Source organism: Caulobacter sp. GW821-FHT10A10 (assembly GCF_059415745.1).
Genome location: NZ_JBWKNV010000013.1, coordinates 49,078 through 63,603, shown reverse-complemented (window position 1 = coordinate 63,603; position 14,526 = coordinate 49,078). Strand labels below are relative to the sequence as shown.

The 14,526-nt window shown below is 70.1% G+C and carries 16 protein-coding genes; 12 read left to right on the top strand and 4 right to left on the bottom strand.

The window, feature by feature from the left end:
• Positions 1-38 precede the first annotated feature (38 nt).
• The 6 genes from AC07NS_RS25435 to AC07NS_RS25410 all read left to right on the top strand — a co-directional run bounded on the left by AC07NS_RS25435 (position 39) and on the right by AC07NS_RS25410 (position 4,727).
• A complete protein-coding gene (locus AC07NS_RS25435) occupies positions 39-728 on the top strand; it encodes a YiaD family glycine zipper/OmpA-like lipoprotein (protein WP_494607872.1) in 690 nt (229 codons plus the stop codon).
• A 74-nt stretch (positions 729-802) separates the two neighbouring features.
• Complete coding sequence (locus AC07NS_RS25430) at positions 803-1,309, top strand: prolyl-tRNA synthetase associated domain-containing protein (protein WP_494607870.1); 507 nt, start codon at positions 803-805, stop codon at positions 1,307-1,309.
• A gap of 104 nt (positions 1,310-1,413) precedes the next feature.
• Complete coding sequence (locus AC07NS_RS25425; protein WP_494607868.1) at positions 1,414-2,580, top strand: hypothetical protein; 1,167 nt, start codon at positions 1,414-1,416, stop codon at positions 2,578-2,580.
• 61 nt (positions 2,581-2,641) lie between these two features.
• A complete protein-coding gene (locus tag AC07NS_RS25420) occupies positions 2,642-3,034 on the top strand; it encodes an MAPEG family protein (RefSeq protein ID WP_494607866.1) in 393 nt (130 codons plus the stop codon).
• Positions 3,035-3,108: 74 nt separating this feature from the next.
• Positions 3,109-4,020, top strand: a complete 912-nt coding sequence (gene trxA, locus AC07NS_RS25415; RefSeq protein WP_494607864.1) for a thioredoxin — start codon at positions 3,109-3,111, stop codon at positions 4,018-4,020.
• Positions 4,021-4,070: 50 nt separating this feature from the next.
• Positions 4,071-4,727: an LON peptidase substrate-binding domain-containing protein gene (locus AC07NS_RS25410; RefSeq protein WP_494607862.1), complete on the top strand. Its 657-nt coding sequence runs from the start codon at positions 4,071-4,073 to the stop codon at positions 4,725-4,727.
• Between the two features lie 75 nt (positions 4,728-4,802).
• On the opposite strand, the gene AC07NS_RS25405 is transcribed toward AC07NS_RS25410, so the two are convergent.
• Positions 4,803-5,195 carry a hypothetical protein gene (locus AC07NS_RS25405; RefSeq protein ID WP_494607860.1) on the bottom strand — a complete coding sequence of 131 codons (393 nt, stop codon included), beginning with the start codon at positions 5,193-5,195 and terminating at the stop codon, positions 4,803-4,805.
• 108 nt (positions 5,196-5,303) lie between these two features.
• Between AC07NS_RS25405 and AC07NS_RS25400 the strand changes: the two genes are divergently transcribed.
• Positions 5,304-5,510, top strand: a complete 207-nt coding sequence (locus AC07NS_RS25400) for a Trm112 family protein (protein ID WP_110119879.1) — start codon at positions 5,304-5,306, stop codon at positions 5,508-5,510.
• Between the two features lie 113 nt (positions 5,511-5,623).
• Here the strand turns inward: AC07NS_RS25400 and AC07NS_RS25395 are convergent, their stop codons facing one another.
• Positions 5,624-6,874, bottom strand: coding sequence for a UbiH/UbiF/VisC/COQ6 family ubiquinone biosynthesis hydroxylase (locus AC07NS_RS25395; RefSeq protein ID WP_494607858.1), 1,251 nt, complete (start codon positions 6,872-6,874; stop codon positions 5,624-5,626).
• A 387-nt stretch (positions 6,875-7,261) separates the two neighbouring features.
• Between AC07NS_RS25395 and AC07NS_RS25390 the strand changes: the two genes are divergently transcribed.
• The 3 genes from AC07NS_RS25390 to AC07NS_RS25380 all read left to right on the top strand — a co-directional run bounded on the left by AC07NS_RS25390 (position 7,262) and on the right by AC07NS_RS25380 (position 9,787).
• Positions 7,262-8,290, top strand: coding sequence for an aspartate-semialdehyde dehydrogenase (locus AC07NS_RS25390; RefSeq protein ID WP_494607856.1), 1,029 nt, complete (start codon positions 7,262-7,264; stop codon positions 8,288-8,290).
• Between the two features lie 136 nt (positions 8,291-8,426).
• Complete coding sequence (rarD, locus tag AC07NS_RS25385; RefSeq protein WP_494607854.1) at positions 8,427-9,344, top strand: EamA family transporter RarD; 918 nt, start codon at positions 8,427-8,429, stop codon at positions 9,342-9,344.
• A gap of 113 nt (positions 9,345-9,457) precedes the next feature.
• A complete protein-coding gene (locus AC07NS_RS25380; protein WP_110119882.1) occupies positions 9,458-9,787 on the top strand; it encodes a DUF8776 family protein in 330 nt (109 codons plus the stop codon).
• Positions 9,788-9,963: 176 nt separating this feature from the next.
• Here the strand turns inward: AC07NS_RS25380 and AC07NS_RS25375 are convergent, their stop codons facing one another.
• Positions 9,964-11,103, bottom strand: a complete 1,140-nt coding sequence (locus AC07NS_RS25375) for a serine hydrolase domain-containing protein (protein WP_494607851.1) — start codon at positions 11,101-11,103, stop codon at positions 9,964-9,966.
• 72 nt (positions 11,104-11,175) lie between these two features.
• On the opposite strand from AC07NS_RS25375, the gene AC07NS_RS25370 reads away from it, so the two are divergent.
• A complete protein-coding gene (locus AC07NS_RS25370; protein ID WP_494607849.1) occupies positions 11,176-12,108 on the top strand; it encodes a 2-hydroxyacid dehydrogenase in 933 nt (310 codons plus the stop codon).
• A gap of 140 nt (positions 12,109-12,248) precedes the next feature.
• Here the strand turns inward: AC07NS_RS25370 and AC07NS_RS25365 are convergent, their stop codons facing one another.
• The gene (locus AC07NS_RS25365) at positions 12,249-13,097 is read right to left on the bottom strand and encodes a PfkB family carbohydrate kinase (RefSeq protein WP_494607847.1); all 849 of its coding nucleotides are present in this window, start codon (positions 13,095-13,097) and stop codon (positions 12,249-12,251) included.
• A 259-nt stretch (positions 13,098-13,356) separates the two neighbouring features.
• Here AC07NS_RS25365 and AC07NS_RS25360 point away from each other — a divergent pair, with 259 nt between their 5' ends.
• Entirely contained in the window at positions 13,357-14,520 is a 1,164-nt protein-coding gene (locus tag AC07NS_RS25360) for a site-2 protease family protein (protein WP_494607845.1), read from the top strand.
• Positions 14,521-14,526: the final 6 nt, after the last annotated feature.

The following is a 14,526-nucleotide window of genomic DNA, read 5'->3' as shown; positions in this document are numbered from 1 at the left end:
TCACCCGCTGATCGAACACTTCACGGGACAGACGGCAGATGACCAACAAGACCGCCTTCCGCGCCGCCACTCTGGGCGCCCTCCTGATCGGCGCCGGCGCCATGACGGCCTGCACCACCACCGACCCGTACACGGGCATGCCGGTGCGCAACAACACCGGCACGGGCGCCCTGGCCGGGGCCGGCATCGGCGCGGCCCTGGGCTATCTGACCAACACCAACAAGGGCGAGCAGGGCCGCAAGAACGCCCTGATCGGGGCGGGCATCGGCGCCCTGGCCGGCGGCGCGACCGGCGCCTACATGGACCGCCAGCAGGCCGACTTCCGCCGCAGCCTGGAAGGCTCGGGCGTCGCCATCCGCCGCAACGGCGACCAGATCGTGCTGGTCATGCCCAGCGACGTGACCTTCGCCGTCGACAAGTCGGACGTGCAGCCGCAGTTCACCCGCGTGCTCGACGACGTGGCCCGCACGCTGAACGCCTATCCGCAGACCACGATCGACGTGGTCGGCCACGCCGACAGCAGCGGCCCGGACGACTACAACCAGGCCCTGTCGGAGCGCCGCGCCGGCTCGGTGGCCGCCTATCTGACCGGTCCCGGCCGCGTGCTGCCTGACCGCCTGTTCGTGGCCGGCCAGGGCGAGCGCCAGCCGATCGCCACCAACGACACCGCCGAGGGCCGCGCCCAGAACCGCCGGGTCGAGATCATCCTGCGCCCGCTCACCCAGTAAGCGACGAGCGCTTTCGCCTGATCGGGGGGCGGGGCGGCTTGACCAGCCGCCCCGCCCTTCGCTTTACAGGGGCCATGAAGACCCGCGCCGACCTCTTCGCCTTCTTCGACGCCCACGGCGTCGATCACTCCACCCTCGACCACCCGCCGGTGTTCCGCGTCGAGGAGGGGCTGGAGATCAAGAAGGCCCTGCCCGGCGGCCACACCAAGAACCTGTTCCTCAAGGACGCCAAGGGCCAGCTGTGGCTGATCTCGGCGCTGGGCGAGACGGTGATCGACCTCAAGAAGCTGCACCACGTGATCGGCTCGGGCCGGCTGTCGTTCGGCCCCGAGGCGATGATGGTCGAAACCCTGGGGGTGACGCCGGGCTCGGTCACCGCCTTCGGCCTGATCAACGACGGCGAGCGACGCATCCGCTTCGTGCTCGACAAGGCGCTGGGCCAGGCCGATCCGGTGAACTTCCATCCGCTGAAGAACGACGCCACCACCGCCGTCAGCCAGGCCGGCTTCCGCAGGTTCCTGGCGGCCCTGGGAATCGAGCCGATGATCGTCGACTTCGAGGCCATGGCCGTCGTCGGCTAAGGCCGGGTCGGGCCTGCTTTTTCCAGTTCAGCTTGCAACCGGACGGCCTTTCTACATTTTAAGTTGCATAGAGGCGCAAGAACTCCACCCCGAGGAGGCTCTCCATGCATTCGGCTTTCCGGCCTGGCCTGACCGCTGTCCTGGCCTGCGCGGCGCTGACGACCCAGGCCTGCGCCCAATCGGAGCCCGCTTCGGGTCCCGATCTCGGGGCCTTCGACCAGGCCCGGTTCATTCCGTTCACGCCCTGGCCCGCCGGGCAGGCGCCGTTCACGGCGGCGCCGACCGTGGCGCTGCGCCTCGACGGACCGCTGGGCGCCTTCAAGCCGCCGCCGGTGGTGATGGACACCGGTTCGACGGGCCTGGTGATCTCGGCGGCGGACCTGCCCGGCTACAGCGCCGCCAAGACGGCGGGATACACGCCCGGCTGGGAGTTCCTGAGCAGCAGCAAGCGGCTGTGGATCGGCCACTGGGTTCCGACCAGCGTCGCCTTCCTCGATACGGCCGGCGTCGAGGTCGCCCGGTCGCAGGTTCCGGTGCTGGTGGTCGAGACCGAGCTGAACTGTCCCGGCTACGACGTGAAGGCCGCGCCGGGAACCTGCGCCGCGCCCAAGGCCCGGATCGATCTGCCCAAGGGCATCGCCTATATGGGCGTCGGCTTCGGCCGCGAGGGCAACGGCCAATCGCAGGGCACGCCCGACAAGAACCCGCTGCTGAACATCGTCGCCATCGACGGCCGGCCGATCGCGCCGGCGACCTTTCGCCGGGGCTATGTGGTGACGCGCGACGGCGTGCACGCGGGCCTGACCCCGGCCCTGGCCGCCGGCTTCCGGTTCGCCAAGCTGGGTCCGCCGGGCGCGGGCGGACCGCTGGACTGGCCGCAGGCGCCGATGCGGGTCGCGGCCGGCCGCCTGCCCGCCCAGCCGGGCGCGCTGCTGATCGATACCGGCATCCCGACCATGTATCTCGGGGTGGCCAGGCCCGACGCCCTGCGGACGGTCACGCAGACCAACCACAACGACAAGGTCCCGGCCAAGGTGCTGGCGGCCGGCGAGACGGTGACCGTGACCGTGCCGACCACGCCGGCCACGACCTTCGCCTTCACGGTGGGACGGCCCGACGACGCGGCCCCCAGCCAGGTGCTGGTCAACTCGCCGATGGCCACCGCCTTCGTGAACACCGGCCGCCACGTGCTGCGCCGCTACGCGGTGCTGTTCGACGCCGACGGCGGCTGGTTTGGGCTGCGGCCGGCGGCCGAGGGCGGCCAGGACTAAGGCTTGCGCGGCACAACCACAGGCCGCATCCTTCCCGCAAAACAAGCCCGAGGGAGGGACGATGACCTGGCTGCCGATCACTTCTGCTTTGTGCGTGGCGAGCGTCGCGGGGCTGGTGGCGCTGAGCGTGCCGGTGGCGACCTATCGGCTGAAGTCGCAGATCACGCTGGGCAAGGGCGACGACCCGGTGCTGACCACCCGCATCCGCGCCCACGGCAACTACATCGAATACGTCCCGATCGGCCTGATCGCCATCGGCCTGGCCGAGCTGGAGGGCGCGCCGACGCTCCTGGTGCTGGCCAGCGCCATAGCGCTCGCCCTCGGCCGGCTGATCCACGCGATCGGCATGCTGACGGGGGCGAAGATCCCGCCGCGGGCCATCGGCATCACCCTGACCTGGCTGGGCCTGCTGGGCGCCGGGGGCGGGGTCCTCACAGCAATGATCCGCTCGTGACGCGGCGAAGATTGCGAAGCGGGCCGGCAAGGACCATCTTGCGGCGCTGAGCGACCGCGCGTGAGAGAAGACCCATGTCCCTGATCGGTGAAAAGCCCGCCCCCATCCAGGCCGGCGGCGGCAAGAGCGAGCACATCAAGGACGGGACCGACGCCACCTTCATGGCCGACGTCATCGAGGCCTCGAAGACCCAGCCGGTCATCGTCGACTTCTGGGCCACCTGGTGCGGTCCGTGCCGTCAGCTGACCCCGGCCCTGGAAAAGGTGGTCAACGCCGCCAAGGGAGCGGTGAAGCTGGTCAAGATCGACGTCGACGCCAACCCGGGCTTCGCCGGCCAGCTGCGCGTGCAGTCGATCCCCACGGTCTACGCCTTCGTCGACGGCCAGCCGGTGGACGGCTTCCAAGGCGCCCTGCCGGAAAGCCAGATCCAGCAGTTCGTCGAGCGCATCTCGGGCCCGCCGGCCGCCGGCGCGGTGGACGAGCTGCTGTCGATGGCCAAGGAGAGCCTGGACGTCGAGGACCTGGGCGGCGCGGCCCAGGCCTTCGCCCAGGTGCTGCAGATGGAGCCGGACAACATCAAGGCGCTGGGGGGTCTCGCCCGCGTCTACCTGGCCGGCGGCGACCTGGAGCGCGCGGCCGAGATCGCCGCCATGGCCCCCGAGACCGCCAAGGATCCCGACCTGGAAAGCGTGCGCGCCGCCCTGAAGCTGGCCGAGGCCGCGCCGTCCGAGACGGCCGCCTTCGAAAAGCGCCTGGCCGCCGACGCCGACGACCACGAGGCTCGCTTCGAACTGGCCAAGGCCCTGGCCGGCGGCGGCCGCCTGGACCTGGCCAGCGACCACCTGCTGACCATCATCCAGCGCGACCGGACCTGGAACGACGAAGCGGCCCGCAAGCAGCTGCTGACGGTGTTCGAGGCGGCCGGTCCGACCTCGGAAATCGCCAAGCAGGGCCGCAAGCGTCTGTCGGCGATCCTGTTCAGCTAGGAAACCCTGGCGGGGCCGCGCGTTCACACTATCCAGTCAAGGAGGCCGCCATGCCGGGCGTATACCGGAAGACCCTCGACCTGCCGCTGGTGATACCCGTGTTCCCGCTGGACGGCGCCTTGTTGCTGCCGGGCGGCCAGCTGCCGCTCAACATCTTCGAGCCGCGCTATCTCAACATGCTGGACGACGCCATGTCGGGCGAGCGGATCATCGGCATGGTGCAGACCCGAGCGGGAGGCGACGTGCAGAGGCCGTCGCTGGCGCCGGTCGGCTGCGCGGGGCGGGTGACCAGCTTCGCCGAGACCAGCGACGGCCGCTACCTGATCACCCTGACCGGGGTGGCGCGGTTCCTGGTCGGCGAGGAACTGCCGGTGCGCACGCCCTACCGCCAGGTGCGGGCCGACTTCGCGCCCTATGACCTGGACCTGCACGAGGATCAGCAGGAGCCGGCCGGCGACGGCGCGCCGCTGCTGAACGCCCTGCGCCGCTATCTCGACCACCGCGGCCTGGCCATCGACTGGGGCGAGGCCCACGCCGCGCCGTCGGACGCCCTTATCAACAGCCTGGCCATGGCCCTGCCGTTCGATCCGCTGGAGAAGCAGGCCCTGCTGGAGGCCCGCACCCTGGCCGACCGCCGCAACACCCTGGTCACCCTGCTGGAAATCGACGCCGCCCAGGACGACGACGAACCGCCGTTGTTGCAATAGGGGCCCTTCGCAGCATCCCCTCTAACGCCCGTCATTCCCGCCCTTGTGGCGGGAATGACGGGAGTACAGGTAGGCCTACGGCTTCACCGCATCCCACGACGCCACCTGGTAGCCGTTCTCCGACAGGCATTGCCCCATGGCCGCCTTGTGCCGCTCGTCGAGGGCGGCGCGCTGGCTCTTGCTGCCCTTGGCCTTGTCGTAGGGAACCTTGAGCACCAGGCCGGTCGGGCCGGGCGGCAGGTCGCGGGCGGTGGCGCTGGCCGGGTGCACCTTGAAGCCGGTGGTCTTGCCGCCCCGCACCTCGTCGCGGCACGAGGCGAAAGTGCTGGCGAAGGCCTTCTCGTCGGCGGCGTTGGTCGCCAGGCGCGGGGAATAGCCGCCGCCTCCGCCCATGGAGCCGCAGGCGGCGAGGGTCATGACGCTGGTTGCCGCGGCGGCGGCCAGGAAGGTCCGTTCGATGACGGTCATGTCTGCATCCAAGATCGTTGTTATCGCTTCTGCGACAACCGCGACCTTGCGCCGGAGGTTCCAGCGGCGGGGCTTTCCCATTTCGCCGGCCGGCTCTAGAACAGCGCCATGACCGCCGCTCCTCCGCTCCCGCCCGTCGATGTCGATCCGCGCCTGCTGGAGGTGCTGGTCTGCCCGGTGACCCGCGCCCCGCTGTTCTACGACCGCGCCCGCGGCGAACTCGTCAGCCACACGGCCAAGCTCGCCTACCCGATCCGCGACGGCGTGCCGATCATGCTTCCGGAAGAGGCGCGTAGCCTGGCGGACGGGGAGTAGACGGCGCTACCCCCTCCGGCCCTCCGGGCCACCTCCCCCAAAGGGGGAGGATTGCGCCGCGCAGATGCTCCCCCTCTGGGGGAGCTGTCGGCGAAGCCGACTGAGGGGGCTTCTTAAAGCGCCGTCCCCCGCAGCAGCTTCGGCAGGTCGCCCACGCCGCCGCCGGCCTCGTGCATGAAGAACTTCCGCGCCGGGGCGATGCGGTTGACCGCCGCCATGCCGACGCCGCGCGCGAGGCGCAGCAGCGGGTTGTCGTTCGAGAACAATCGCACGAAGCCGTCGAAGGCCAGGGCGTTGGTGACGTTGTCGAACCTGCGCCAGCGGGCGTAGCGCTCCAGCGTCGCCTCGGCGCCGATGTCCTCGCCGTTGCGGATCGCCTCGACCACCACCTCGGCCAGGGCCGCGGCGTCCTTGAGGCCTAGGTTCAGCCCCTGCCCGGCGATCGGGTGCACCCCGTGGGCGGCGTCGCCGATCAGGGCCAGGCGCGGGGCGGTGATCCGCTCGGCCAGAGACAGCGACAGCGGATAGACGAACACCGGCCCGGCCATCTCGACCTGCCCCAGGAAGTCGCCGAACCGGCGCATCAGGTGGGCGTGGAAAGCTTCGGGCGAAGCGTTGCGCAGGGCCTCGCCCCGCGCGGTGCTCTCGGTCCAGACCAGGCTGGCGCGGTTGTCGGTCAGCGGCAGGATGGCGAACGGACCGCTGGGCAGGAAATATTCGTGCGCCACGCCCTCGTGCGGGTGCTGCATCTTCACGGTGGCGACGACGCCGCTCTGGCCGTAGCCCCAGCCGATGTCGCCGATGCCGGCCGCCTTGCGCAGGGCCGAGCCGCGCCCCTCGGCGCTGACCGCCAGCGGGGCGCTCAGCACCCGGCCGTCGGTCAGCGTCACGCGGGCTTCGGACGCGTCGACCTCCAGGCCCGCCGCGCCGGCGGGCGCGATCACCGTCAGGCCCTTGTCGAGCGCCGTCTTCGACAGGGCCGCGCGGATCTGGCGGTTCTCGATCAGATAGCCCAGGGGCTCGCCTTCCGAGCGGTCGGCGATCTCGCCGCTGTCGAAGCGCAGGAAGAAGGGCGACGGCTTTCCGGAAGCCGCGCCGGGCGCCTTGCCGTCAGTGACCAGGATCTGCTCGATGCGCTGAGCGTGGGGCGCCAGGGCCTCGCCCGCGCCGATCGCCCGCCACTGGCGGAACGACGAATAGGCGATCGCCGACGAGCGGCCGTCGAAGGTCGGGGCCAGCTGGGCGTCGAAGGGCTGCGGATCGACCAGCAGCGGCTTGACCCCGGCCGAGGCGAGGGCGAGCGCCAGGGTGGTTCCGGCCATGCCGGCCCCGGCGATGATGACGTCGGCGTCGTGCTTGCGCATGGCGTGGGTATGCGCTCGCAGCGGGCGGGCTGTCCAGTTGGACGAAGCGTCCTGGGACCCTTACGCGATGGCCTCCCTTTCACTCCCGTCATTCCCGCCCTTGTGGCGGGAACCCCTCTGTCAGCCGCAGAGACAGCAGGGGCGGATCGCCAGCGATCCGCTTGCGCCTCACGTAGAAGCGGAACCAGGGGTTCCCGCCACAAGGGCGGGAAAGACGGGAATTGGGTGGGCGTCGCGCATCGGCCCGACACCCATCCGCAAAAATATTCCCCCAAGCGCGGCCATACGCCGCCCTGTTTGAAAAACCCTGCCCTTGCCTACCGGCGTTCCCAGGCGTAACGGGACGGCGCATTTCCCCTTGTCGGGGCTGAAAGATTGGAGACTGCGATGGGTTACCGGGTCGCCGTGGTCGGCGCCACGGGCAACGTGGGCCGCGAGATGTTCAACATCCTCGAGGAAGTGAAATTCCCCGTGGAGAAGATGCACGCCATCGCCTCGCGCAAATCCATCGGCACCGAGGTCTCGTTCGGCAACCAGATCCTCAAGTGCGAGGACCTGGAGCAGTTCGACTTCTCGAAGGTCGACATCGTGCTGATGAGCGCCGGCGGGTCGATCTCGGCCGCCTGGGGCGAGAAGATCGGCGCGGCCGGCGCCATCGTCATCGACAACTCCAGCCACTTCCGGATGGACCCGGACGTGCCGCTGGTGGTGCCGGAAGTGAACCCGGACGCCGTCAACAGCATCCCCAAGAACATCATCGCCAACCCCAACTGCTCGACCGCCCAGCTGGTGGTGGCCCTGAAGCCGCTGCACGACGAGGTGCCGATCAAGCGCGTGGTCGTGTCGACCTACCAGTCGGTTTCCGGCGCGGGCAAGGAAGGCATGGACGAGCTGTGGGACCAGACCAAGGGCGTCTTCGTCCTGGGCGCGCCCGAGCCGAAGAAATTCACCAAGCAGATCGCCTTCAACGTCATCCCCCACATCGACGTCTTCATGGACGACGGCTTCACCAAGGAAGAGTGGAAGATGACCGTCGAGACCCAGAAGATCCTGGATCCGGCCATCCAGCTGGTCGCCACCTGCGTGCGTGTGCCGGTGATGGTGGGCCACTCGGAGTCGGTCAACATCGAGTTCACCGGCCCGCTGGACGAGGACGACGCCCGCGAGATCCTGCGCGACGCCGAAGGGATCGTGGTGGTCGATAAGCGCGAAAACGGCGGCTACATCACGCCGAAGGAAAGCCAGGGCGAGTTCCCGGTCTACGTGTCGCGCATCCGCAAGGACCCGACCGTCGACCACGGCATCGCCCTGTGGTGCGTGGCCGACAACCTGCGAAAGGGCGCGGCCCTGAACGCCGTGCAGATCGCCCAGCTGCTGCACGACAAGGGCCTGATCAAGCAGAAGACGCCGGCCTAAAGAACGACCTTCCCGTCGTCCTTCCGCCAGCGGAGGGACGACGGAACCGGCCTTCGGGCCAATTCGCACCCTCCGCAAAAAACGGGCGGACGCCGGGACGACTCCCTGTCAGATCCCTCCGCGAAAGGTGCGGTCCATGCCTCCAAGTTCCACCAGCAGCGCTTCCAGCGACGCGCGTTCGGCCTATCTGGCCGGCGTCGGCTGCTATGTGATGTGGGGCTTCCTGCCCCTCTATTTCCACACGCTGGCGACGCTTGGCGTCACCTCGTTCGAGATGATCGCCCACCGGACGCTGTGGTCGGTGCTGTGGGCCGGCGGGCTGGTGCTTCTAGCCCGGCAGAGCGGCCAGGTGGCGGCGGTCATGCGCCAGCCCAAGACCCTGGCCCTGCTGGCCCTGTCGACCCTGGCGATCTTCGGCAACTGGACGATCTATGTGCTGGCGGTGAACGCCGGCCGGGTGATCGAGGCCAGCCTCGGCTATTACATCAACCCGCTGATGAACATGGCGGCCGGCGCCCTGCTGTTCCGCGAGCGGATGACCACCGAGGGCAAGGTGGCCATCGGCTTCGCGACCGTCGGCGTGGCGATCCAGACCGTGGCCCTGGGCCACCTGCCACTGGTGTCGCTGGGTCTCGCCTTGACCTTCTGCGTCTACGGCATCGTGCGAAAGCAGGTGAAGGCCGACGCCCAGACCGGGCTCTTCATCGAGTGCGCCTACCTGGCCATTCCGGGCCTGCTGTACGTCTGGCATCTGCAGGCCAGCGGCGCGGGGCACTTCACCCAAGGCGCCGGCACGGCGATCCTGCTGCTGGTCGCGGGTCCGGCCACGGTGATCCCGCTGGCCCTGTTCGCCTGGTCGGCCCGCCGCCTGCCGTTGAGCGCGCTGGGCTTCCTGCAGTTCATCGCCCCGACCTTGCAGTTCCTGCTCGGCGTGTTCCTGGGCGAGGCCTTCACGCCGCTGCGGGCGCTGTCGTTCGTGTTCATCTGGCTGGGGGTGGCGGTGTTCGCCTACGGCGCCTGGAAAAGGCTCAGGGCGGCGCCGGCAGTGGCCTGAGAACCTCAGGCGTGACAAAACGTTGGTCAATTTGTCGCATGGCCGCCGACGCTTAAGTCGGCGGCAACGGACGCGATTGCAGGTATGCCCGCAGTCTTTCGCAGGGGGAAACCATGACTACCGACGCTGGCGCCACGCCCAACCTCGCCGCCGTGCTCGAGGCCCTTTCCGTCGAGATGTCGCTGGCCGCCGAGGCCTGCGGTCACCTGGACAGCGCCCTGGGCAAGATCCTCGAGAACACGCCGGCGGAATCGCGCCTGGCCGTGATGCAGGAACTGCACACGGTCGACCACCTGGCCCAGCACATTACCGCCATCACCGACTTCACCAGCAAGCTGGTGCAGGCCGCCCCCGAAGGCGTGCCGCTGGAGGTGCAGGAAGCCCTGGCGACCATCACCCTTGGCGCGGTGGCCGAGCGGCTGAAGGGGCGTCTGGGGCTGTAGGGCGACCTTCCCCGCTACTCCCGTCATTCCCGCCCTTGTGGCGGGAAACCCTGGTTCCGCCCGCAAGTGAAGCGCAAGCGGACTGCTGAGCAGTCCGCCTCATCCGCCCTTGCGGCTGACAGAGGGGTTCCCGCCACAAGGGCGGGAATGACGGGCGGATAGGGTTTGGGCGACCCCTACAAGCTCGCGTAAGCCGCCTTGATCAAACTCACCGCGCGCGGGTCGCCGATCAGTTCGTTGCCCTGGCGGTTCATGACGTACGCGCCCGAGACCCCAGTCTTCGGATCGGCGAAGGCGCACGAGCCGCCCCAGCCGGAGTGGCCGAAGGCGTCGGCCGTCGGGCCGTAGAAGAAGTTGGGGGTGTTGCGCATGAAGCCCGCGCCCCAGCTGATCTCGTAGGGCAGAACCAGGTCCTGGCCGGCGACGCGCTCGGCCCGGGCCAGCTCCATCGCTTCCTGCGACAGCACCTTGACCCCATCCAGCGTGCCGCCGCTGGCCAGGGCGCCCATCAGGCGCGCCAGGGCCGGGGCGGTGGCGTGGCCGTTGGCCGAGGGGATCTCGGCCCGTCGCCACTCGCCGGTGCCGCGGCCGCCGGGCGCGGCCCACTTGGTCATGAAGGCCGCGCGGATGGCGTCGTTGATCTCGCCGAACTTGGGGAAGGCGGTCGGCCGCATCAGGTCGGCGCAGCGCGCGTGCTCGCTGTCGGGCAGGCCGATCCAGATGTCGAGGCCCAGCGGGACGGCCAGATCCTCGCGCAACGCCGTGCCCATGGTCCGCCCATCGACCCGGCGGAAGATCTCGCCGGCCGTGTAGCCGAAGGTCACCGGGTGATAGCCGCTGGCCGTGCCGACCGGCCACAGCGGGGCCATGGCGGCCAGTTTCGCCGTCGTCGCCTCCCAGTCGAACCAGATGGCCGGATCGACCTCGTCGAGGAAGCCCGACAGCCCGTCCTGGTGCGACATCACCTGGCCGACGGTGATCGCTTCCTTGCCGTTCTGCGCGAACTCCGGCCAGACCGAGGCGACGGTCTGGTCGTAGGTCAGCTTGCCCTGGTCCACCAGGCGCGCGACCAGCAGGGCGGCGATCGCCTTGGTGGTCGAGAACAGCGGCGTCAGGGTGTCGGGGCCGAAGGCCACCTGGCGCTTGCGATCGGCGAAGCCAGCCATCAGGTCGACGACGATCTCGCCGTCGATGGCCAGGGAAAAGCGCGCGCCCAGTTCGCCGCCGCCCGGCGAGGCCGGATCGAAATTGGCCTCGAAGGCCTCATAGACCTGGGCGAACGGGGCGGGGCAGACGCCGGTGATGTCGAGGCTCATGGCTTTTGCTCTAGCCCGGCGCGCCCGGGTTTGTCATCCGAAGGACAGTCCCCCGCGTAACGGAGCCCGCCGATGAAGCCCGAGATCCTGCAGCTCAAGGCCCTGTCGCCGCAGCTCGAAGCCGGGCTGGAGGGCGCTTACGTCGTCCACCGACCCTATCGCGCCGACGACCCGGACGCGCTGATCAGCGAAGTTGCACCCAAGATCCGAGGCCTGGTCACCGGCGGCGACCTGGGCGTGCCCGACGCCTTATGGGACCGGCTGCCGGCCCTGGAGATCGTCGCCGTGCACGGCGTCGGCCTCGACAAGGTGGACCTGCCTCGCGCCGCCGCCCGGGGCGTGGCCGTGACCACGACGCCGGGCGTGCTGACCGAAGACGTCGCCGAACTGGCCATCGGTCTGTGGCTGTCGCTGTCACGCCGGATGGTCGTCGCCGATCGCTATGTGCGCGAGGGTCGCTGGCCCAAGGCCGAGCGCCTGCCCCTGGCGCGGCGAGCCACCGGGCGGACGGTGGGGATCCTGGGCCTTGGCCAGATCGGCCGGGCCATCGCGGCCATGGCGACGCCGTTCGCAGGCAGCATCGCCTATCACAGCCGCCGGCCAGTGGACGGCGTCCCTTACGCGTATAACGCAAGCCCGCTGGACCTGGCGGCGGCGGTGGATGTGCTGTTCCTGGTCACGCCCGGCGACGCCGGCCCGCTGGTCGATGCGGCGGTGCTGGAGGCGCTGGGCCCCGCCGGCCTGCTGATCAACGTCGCGCGCGGCTCGGTGGTGGACGAGGCCGCCCTGGTCGCGGCCCTGGCGGACGGGACCATCGCCGGGGCGGGCCTGGACGTGTTCGAGGACGAGCCGAACGTGCCGCAGGCGCTGCTGGCGATGGACAACGTGGTGCTCCAGCCGCACCGGGGCAGCGCCACGGAGGAGGCCCGGGAGGCGATGGCGGCGCTGGTGCTGGAGAATTTGGAGCGGCATTTCGCCTCTCCAAATTCGTCATCCCGGCCGTAGCGAAGCGAAGAGCCGGGACCCAGGAGACTGGGCGCGACGGACAGGTTTGTCGCCGGGCCTTGGTCTGCGCCTCGCGGTGGCCCCTGGGTCCCGGATAAGCGCTGCGCGCTTTCCGGGATGACGAACTGAGGGGCAGCCCCCTAGGCCAGCCGCTCTATCCGCACGGTCGGCGAGGTCTGCTTGATGCGGGCGGCCATGGCCACGATCGGCAGTTCGGGGGCGTTCCAGATGTTGGCGGCGGTGACAGTCTCGGCGACGCCGCCGACGGCGCGGGCCAGGCCGTAGGACAGGGTCTGGCCTTCCAGGATCGAGGCCGCGAACAGGGCGGTCAGCAGGTCGCCGGTGCCGCTGGGCGAGCGTTCGGCCTTGGCGTGGGCGGCGAGCCAAGCCTCCTTGCGGTCGGCGTAGACGACGCCGATCTCGGCGCCGCGCTGCACTGACGAGACCAGCACCGGCTTGTTCAGCAGGCGGGCTGCGCGCACGGCCCCGGCCGGGTCGCGCACCTCGGCGCCGGTCAGGCGCTGCAGCTCCCAGGCGTTGGGGGCGACGATGTCGGCGCGCGGGATCAGGTCGGAAGCGATGGCGTCGGCCACCTCGGCCGGCACGTAGAGGCCCTTGCCGGCATCGCCCATGGTCGGATCGACAATGATGGTCGGCTTGCGGGCGGCGGCGCCGTCGCGCGGCGCGGCGCGCACGGCGTCGATGGCCCGGGCGGCCGCGCGCACCTGGGCGGCGCTGGCGAAATAGCCGGTGATGACGAGGTCGGCCAAGCCGAACAGGCCGTTGGCCTCCAGCCCGTCGAGCATGCCCTCGACCACCTCGATCGGCACCGGCGCCCCGCCCGGCACACCCCAGCCGGGATGGCGGCCGTAGAGCACGGTGGGAACCACCATGGTGTCGATGCGGAACTGGGTCAGGGCGGCGGCCTGGGCGGTGGCGCCCACCTGGCTGCCGGCGACATGGCTGGAAATGAGAAGCGCGAGCGGCATGGGCAAAGCAGTTAGCCGAGCCTGCGGAACTTGAACAGGGCGTCAGGATGGCAAAACCGCGACCTTCGCCACCCGGTGGTCGACGAAACGCAAAACGCTCGTTATGGCGGAGCTTGTGACCCAACGTTGCAGTACCTGCGGCTTCCGATCCGCGCATGCCGAGAGCTTTCGCCTGGAGGCCAGGAAGGGTCGTCGCCGTCCCGTCCGCGTCTGCTTCGGGTGCGCCCCCCATGTGCTGGATGTGCGGGAAGAGCGGGCCATGGGCCGACGCTGGGCCCACCTGCTGATATGGGCGTTCATCGCCGGCTCCTACGGCCTCCAGAACGGTCGGATGGACGCCGGCGCGATCTTCTGGCTGACGCTGCTGGCCGCCGGCCCAATGATCACCATCGTCCACGAGGCCGCCCATGCGGCCGTCGCCGCGCTGGCCGGCTTCCGCGTGCTGTCGGTCCGGATCGGCCGGGGCCCCGAAACGGTCGGTTTCCGCATCGGCCATGCGCGGTGGAGCCTACGCCGTTACTTGAGCCTCGGCGGAGAAACCAACTTCATCCCCGGGCCGGACGCCCCTCGCGGCCGACGGCTGGCGGTCTACGCGGCCGGCGCCGTCGCCAATCTGGTGTTGGGCGGAGCCGCCTTCGCCCTGGCCATGACGCTCGACGAGCGCCTGGACGGCCCGCTCTGGCTCACGGCCCTGCTCATGGGGCTCAGCGTGTCGAACCTGGTGACGGCCGCCGAAAACCTCTGGCCGACCCGCGACCCCGGCGGACTGGATTCAGACGGCGCCCTGATCCTCGACCTGCTGCGAGGCCGCGCACCGGGCGACGCCGTCGCGACGATGGACGACGAACTGGCGTTCCTGGTGTCGATCTATCTCCTGACCGAGGCCGGCCGGTTCGCCGAGGCGGCCGACAGGCTGGAGGCCAAGCTCCAGGACTGGCCGAACGATCCCTACCTGCTCAGCATGCTCATTCACTGCGCCTCCCGCGCGGCCGGCGACAGGGCCGCCCTGGCCCGCTACGACGCCGCCGTCCTGGCCGCGCCGGCCGGCCCACCGCCTCCGCCAACCTTGCGCGAGAGCGCCTGGGGCCTTCTGGCAGCCAATCTGTCCTGGTCCACGATCAAGATCGGCGGCGATCTCGACTTCGCCGAAGCAAGGGCCGACGAGGCCATGGCCGCGAACCCGGACCTGCCGGAGGTGCAGGGCACGGCCGGCGCGCTGAAAGTGGCGCGCGGCGATGTGCTGGACGGCGAGCGACTGCTGCTCGCGGCGATGCGGAAAGTCAGCTCCTCGACCGATCGAGCGGACTTCTGTCGCTATGTCTCCGAGGCCCGGCGGATGCTGGAGGACGCCCGTGGCGCCGCCGACGCCGAGCGCCTGCGCATTTACATCCTGGCCCGCGGCGGCGATCCCGTCCCGGTCTGACCCCAC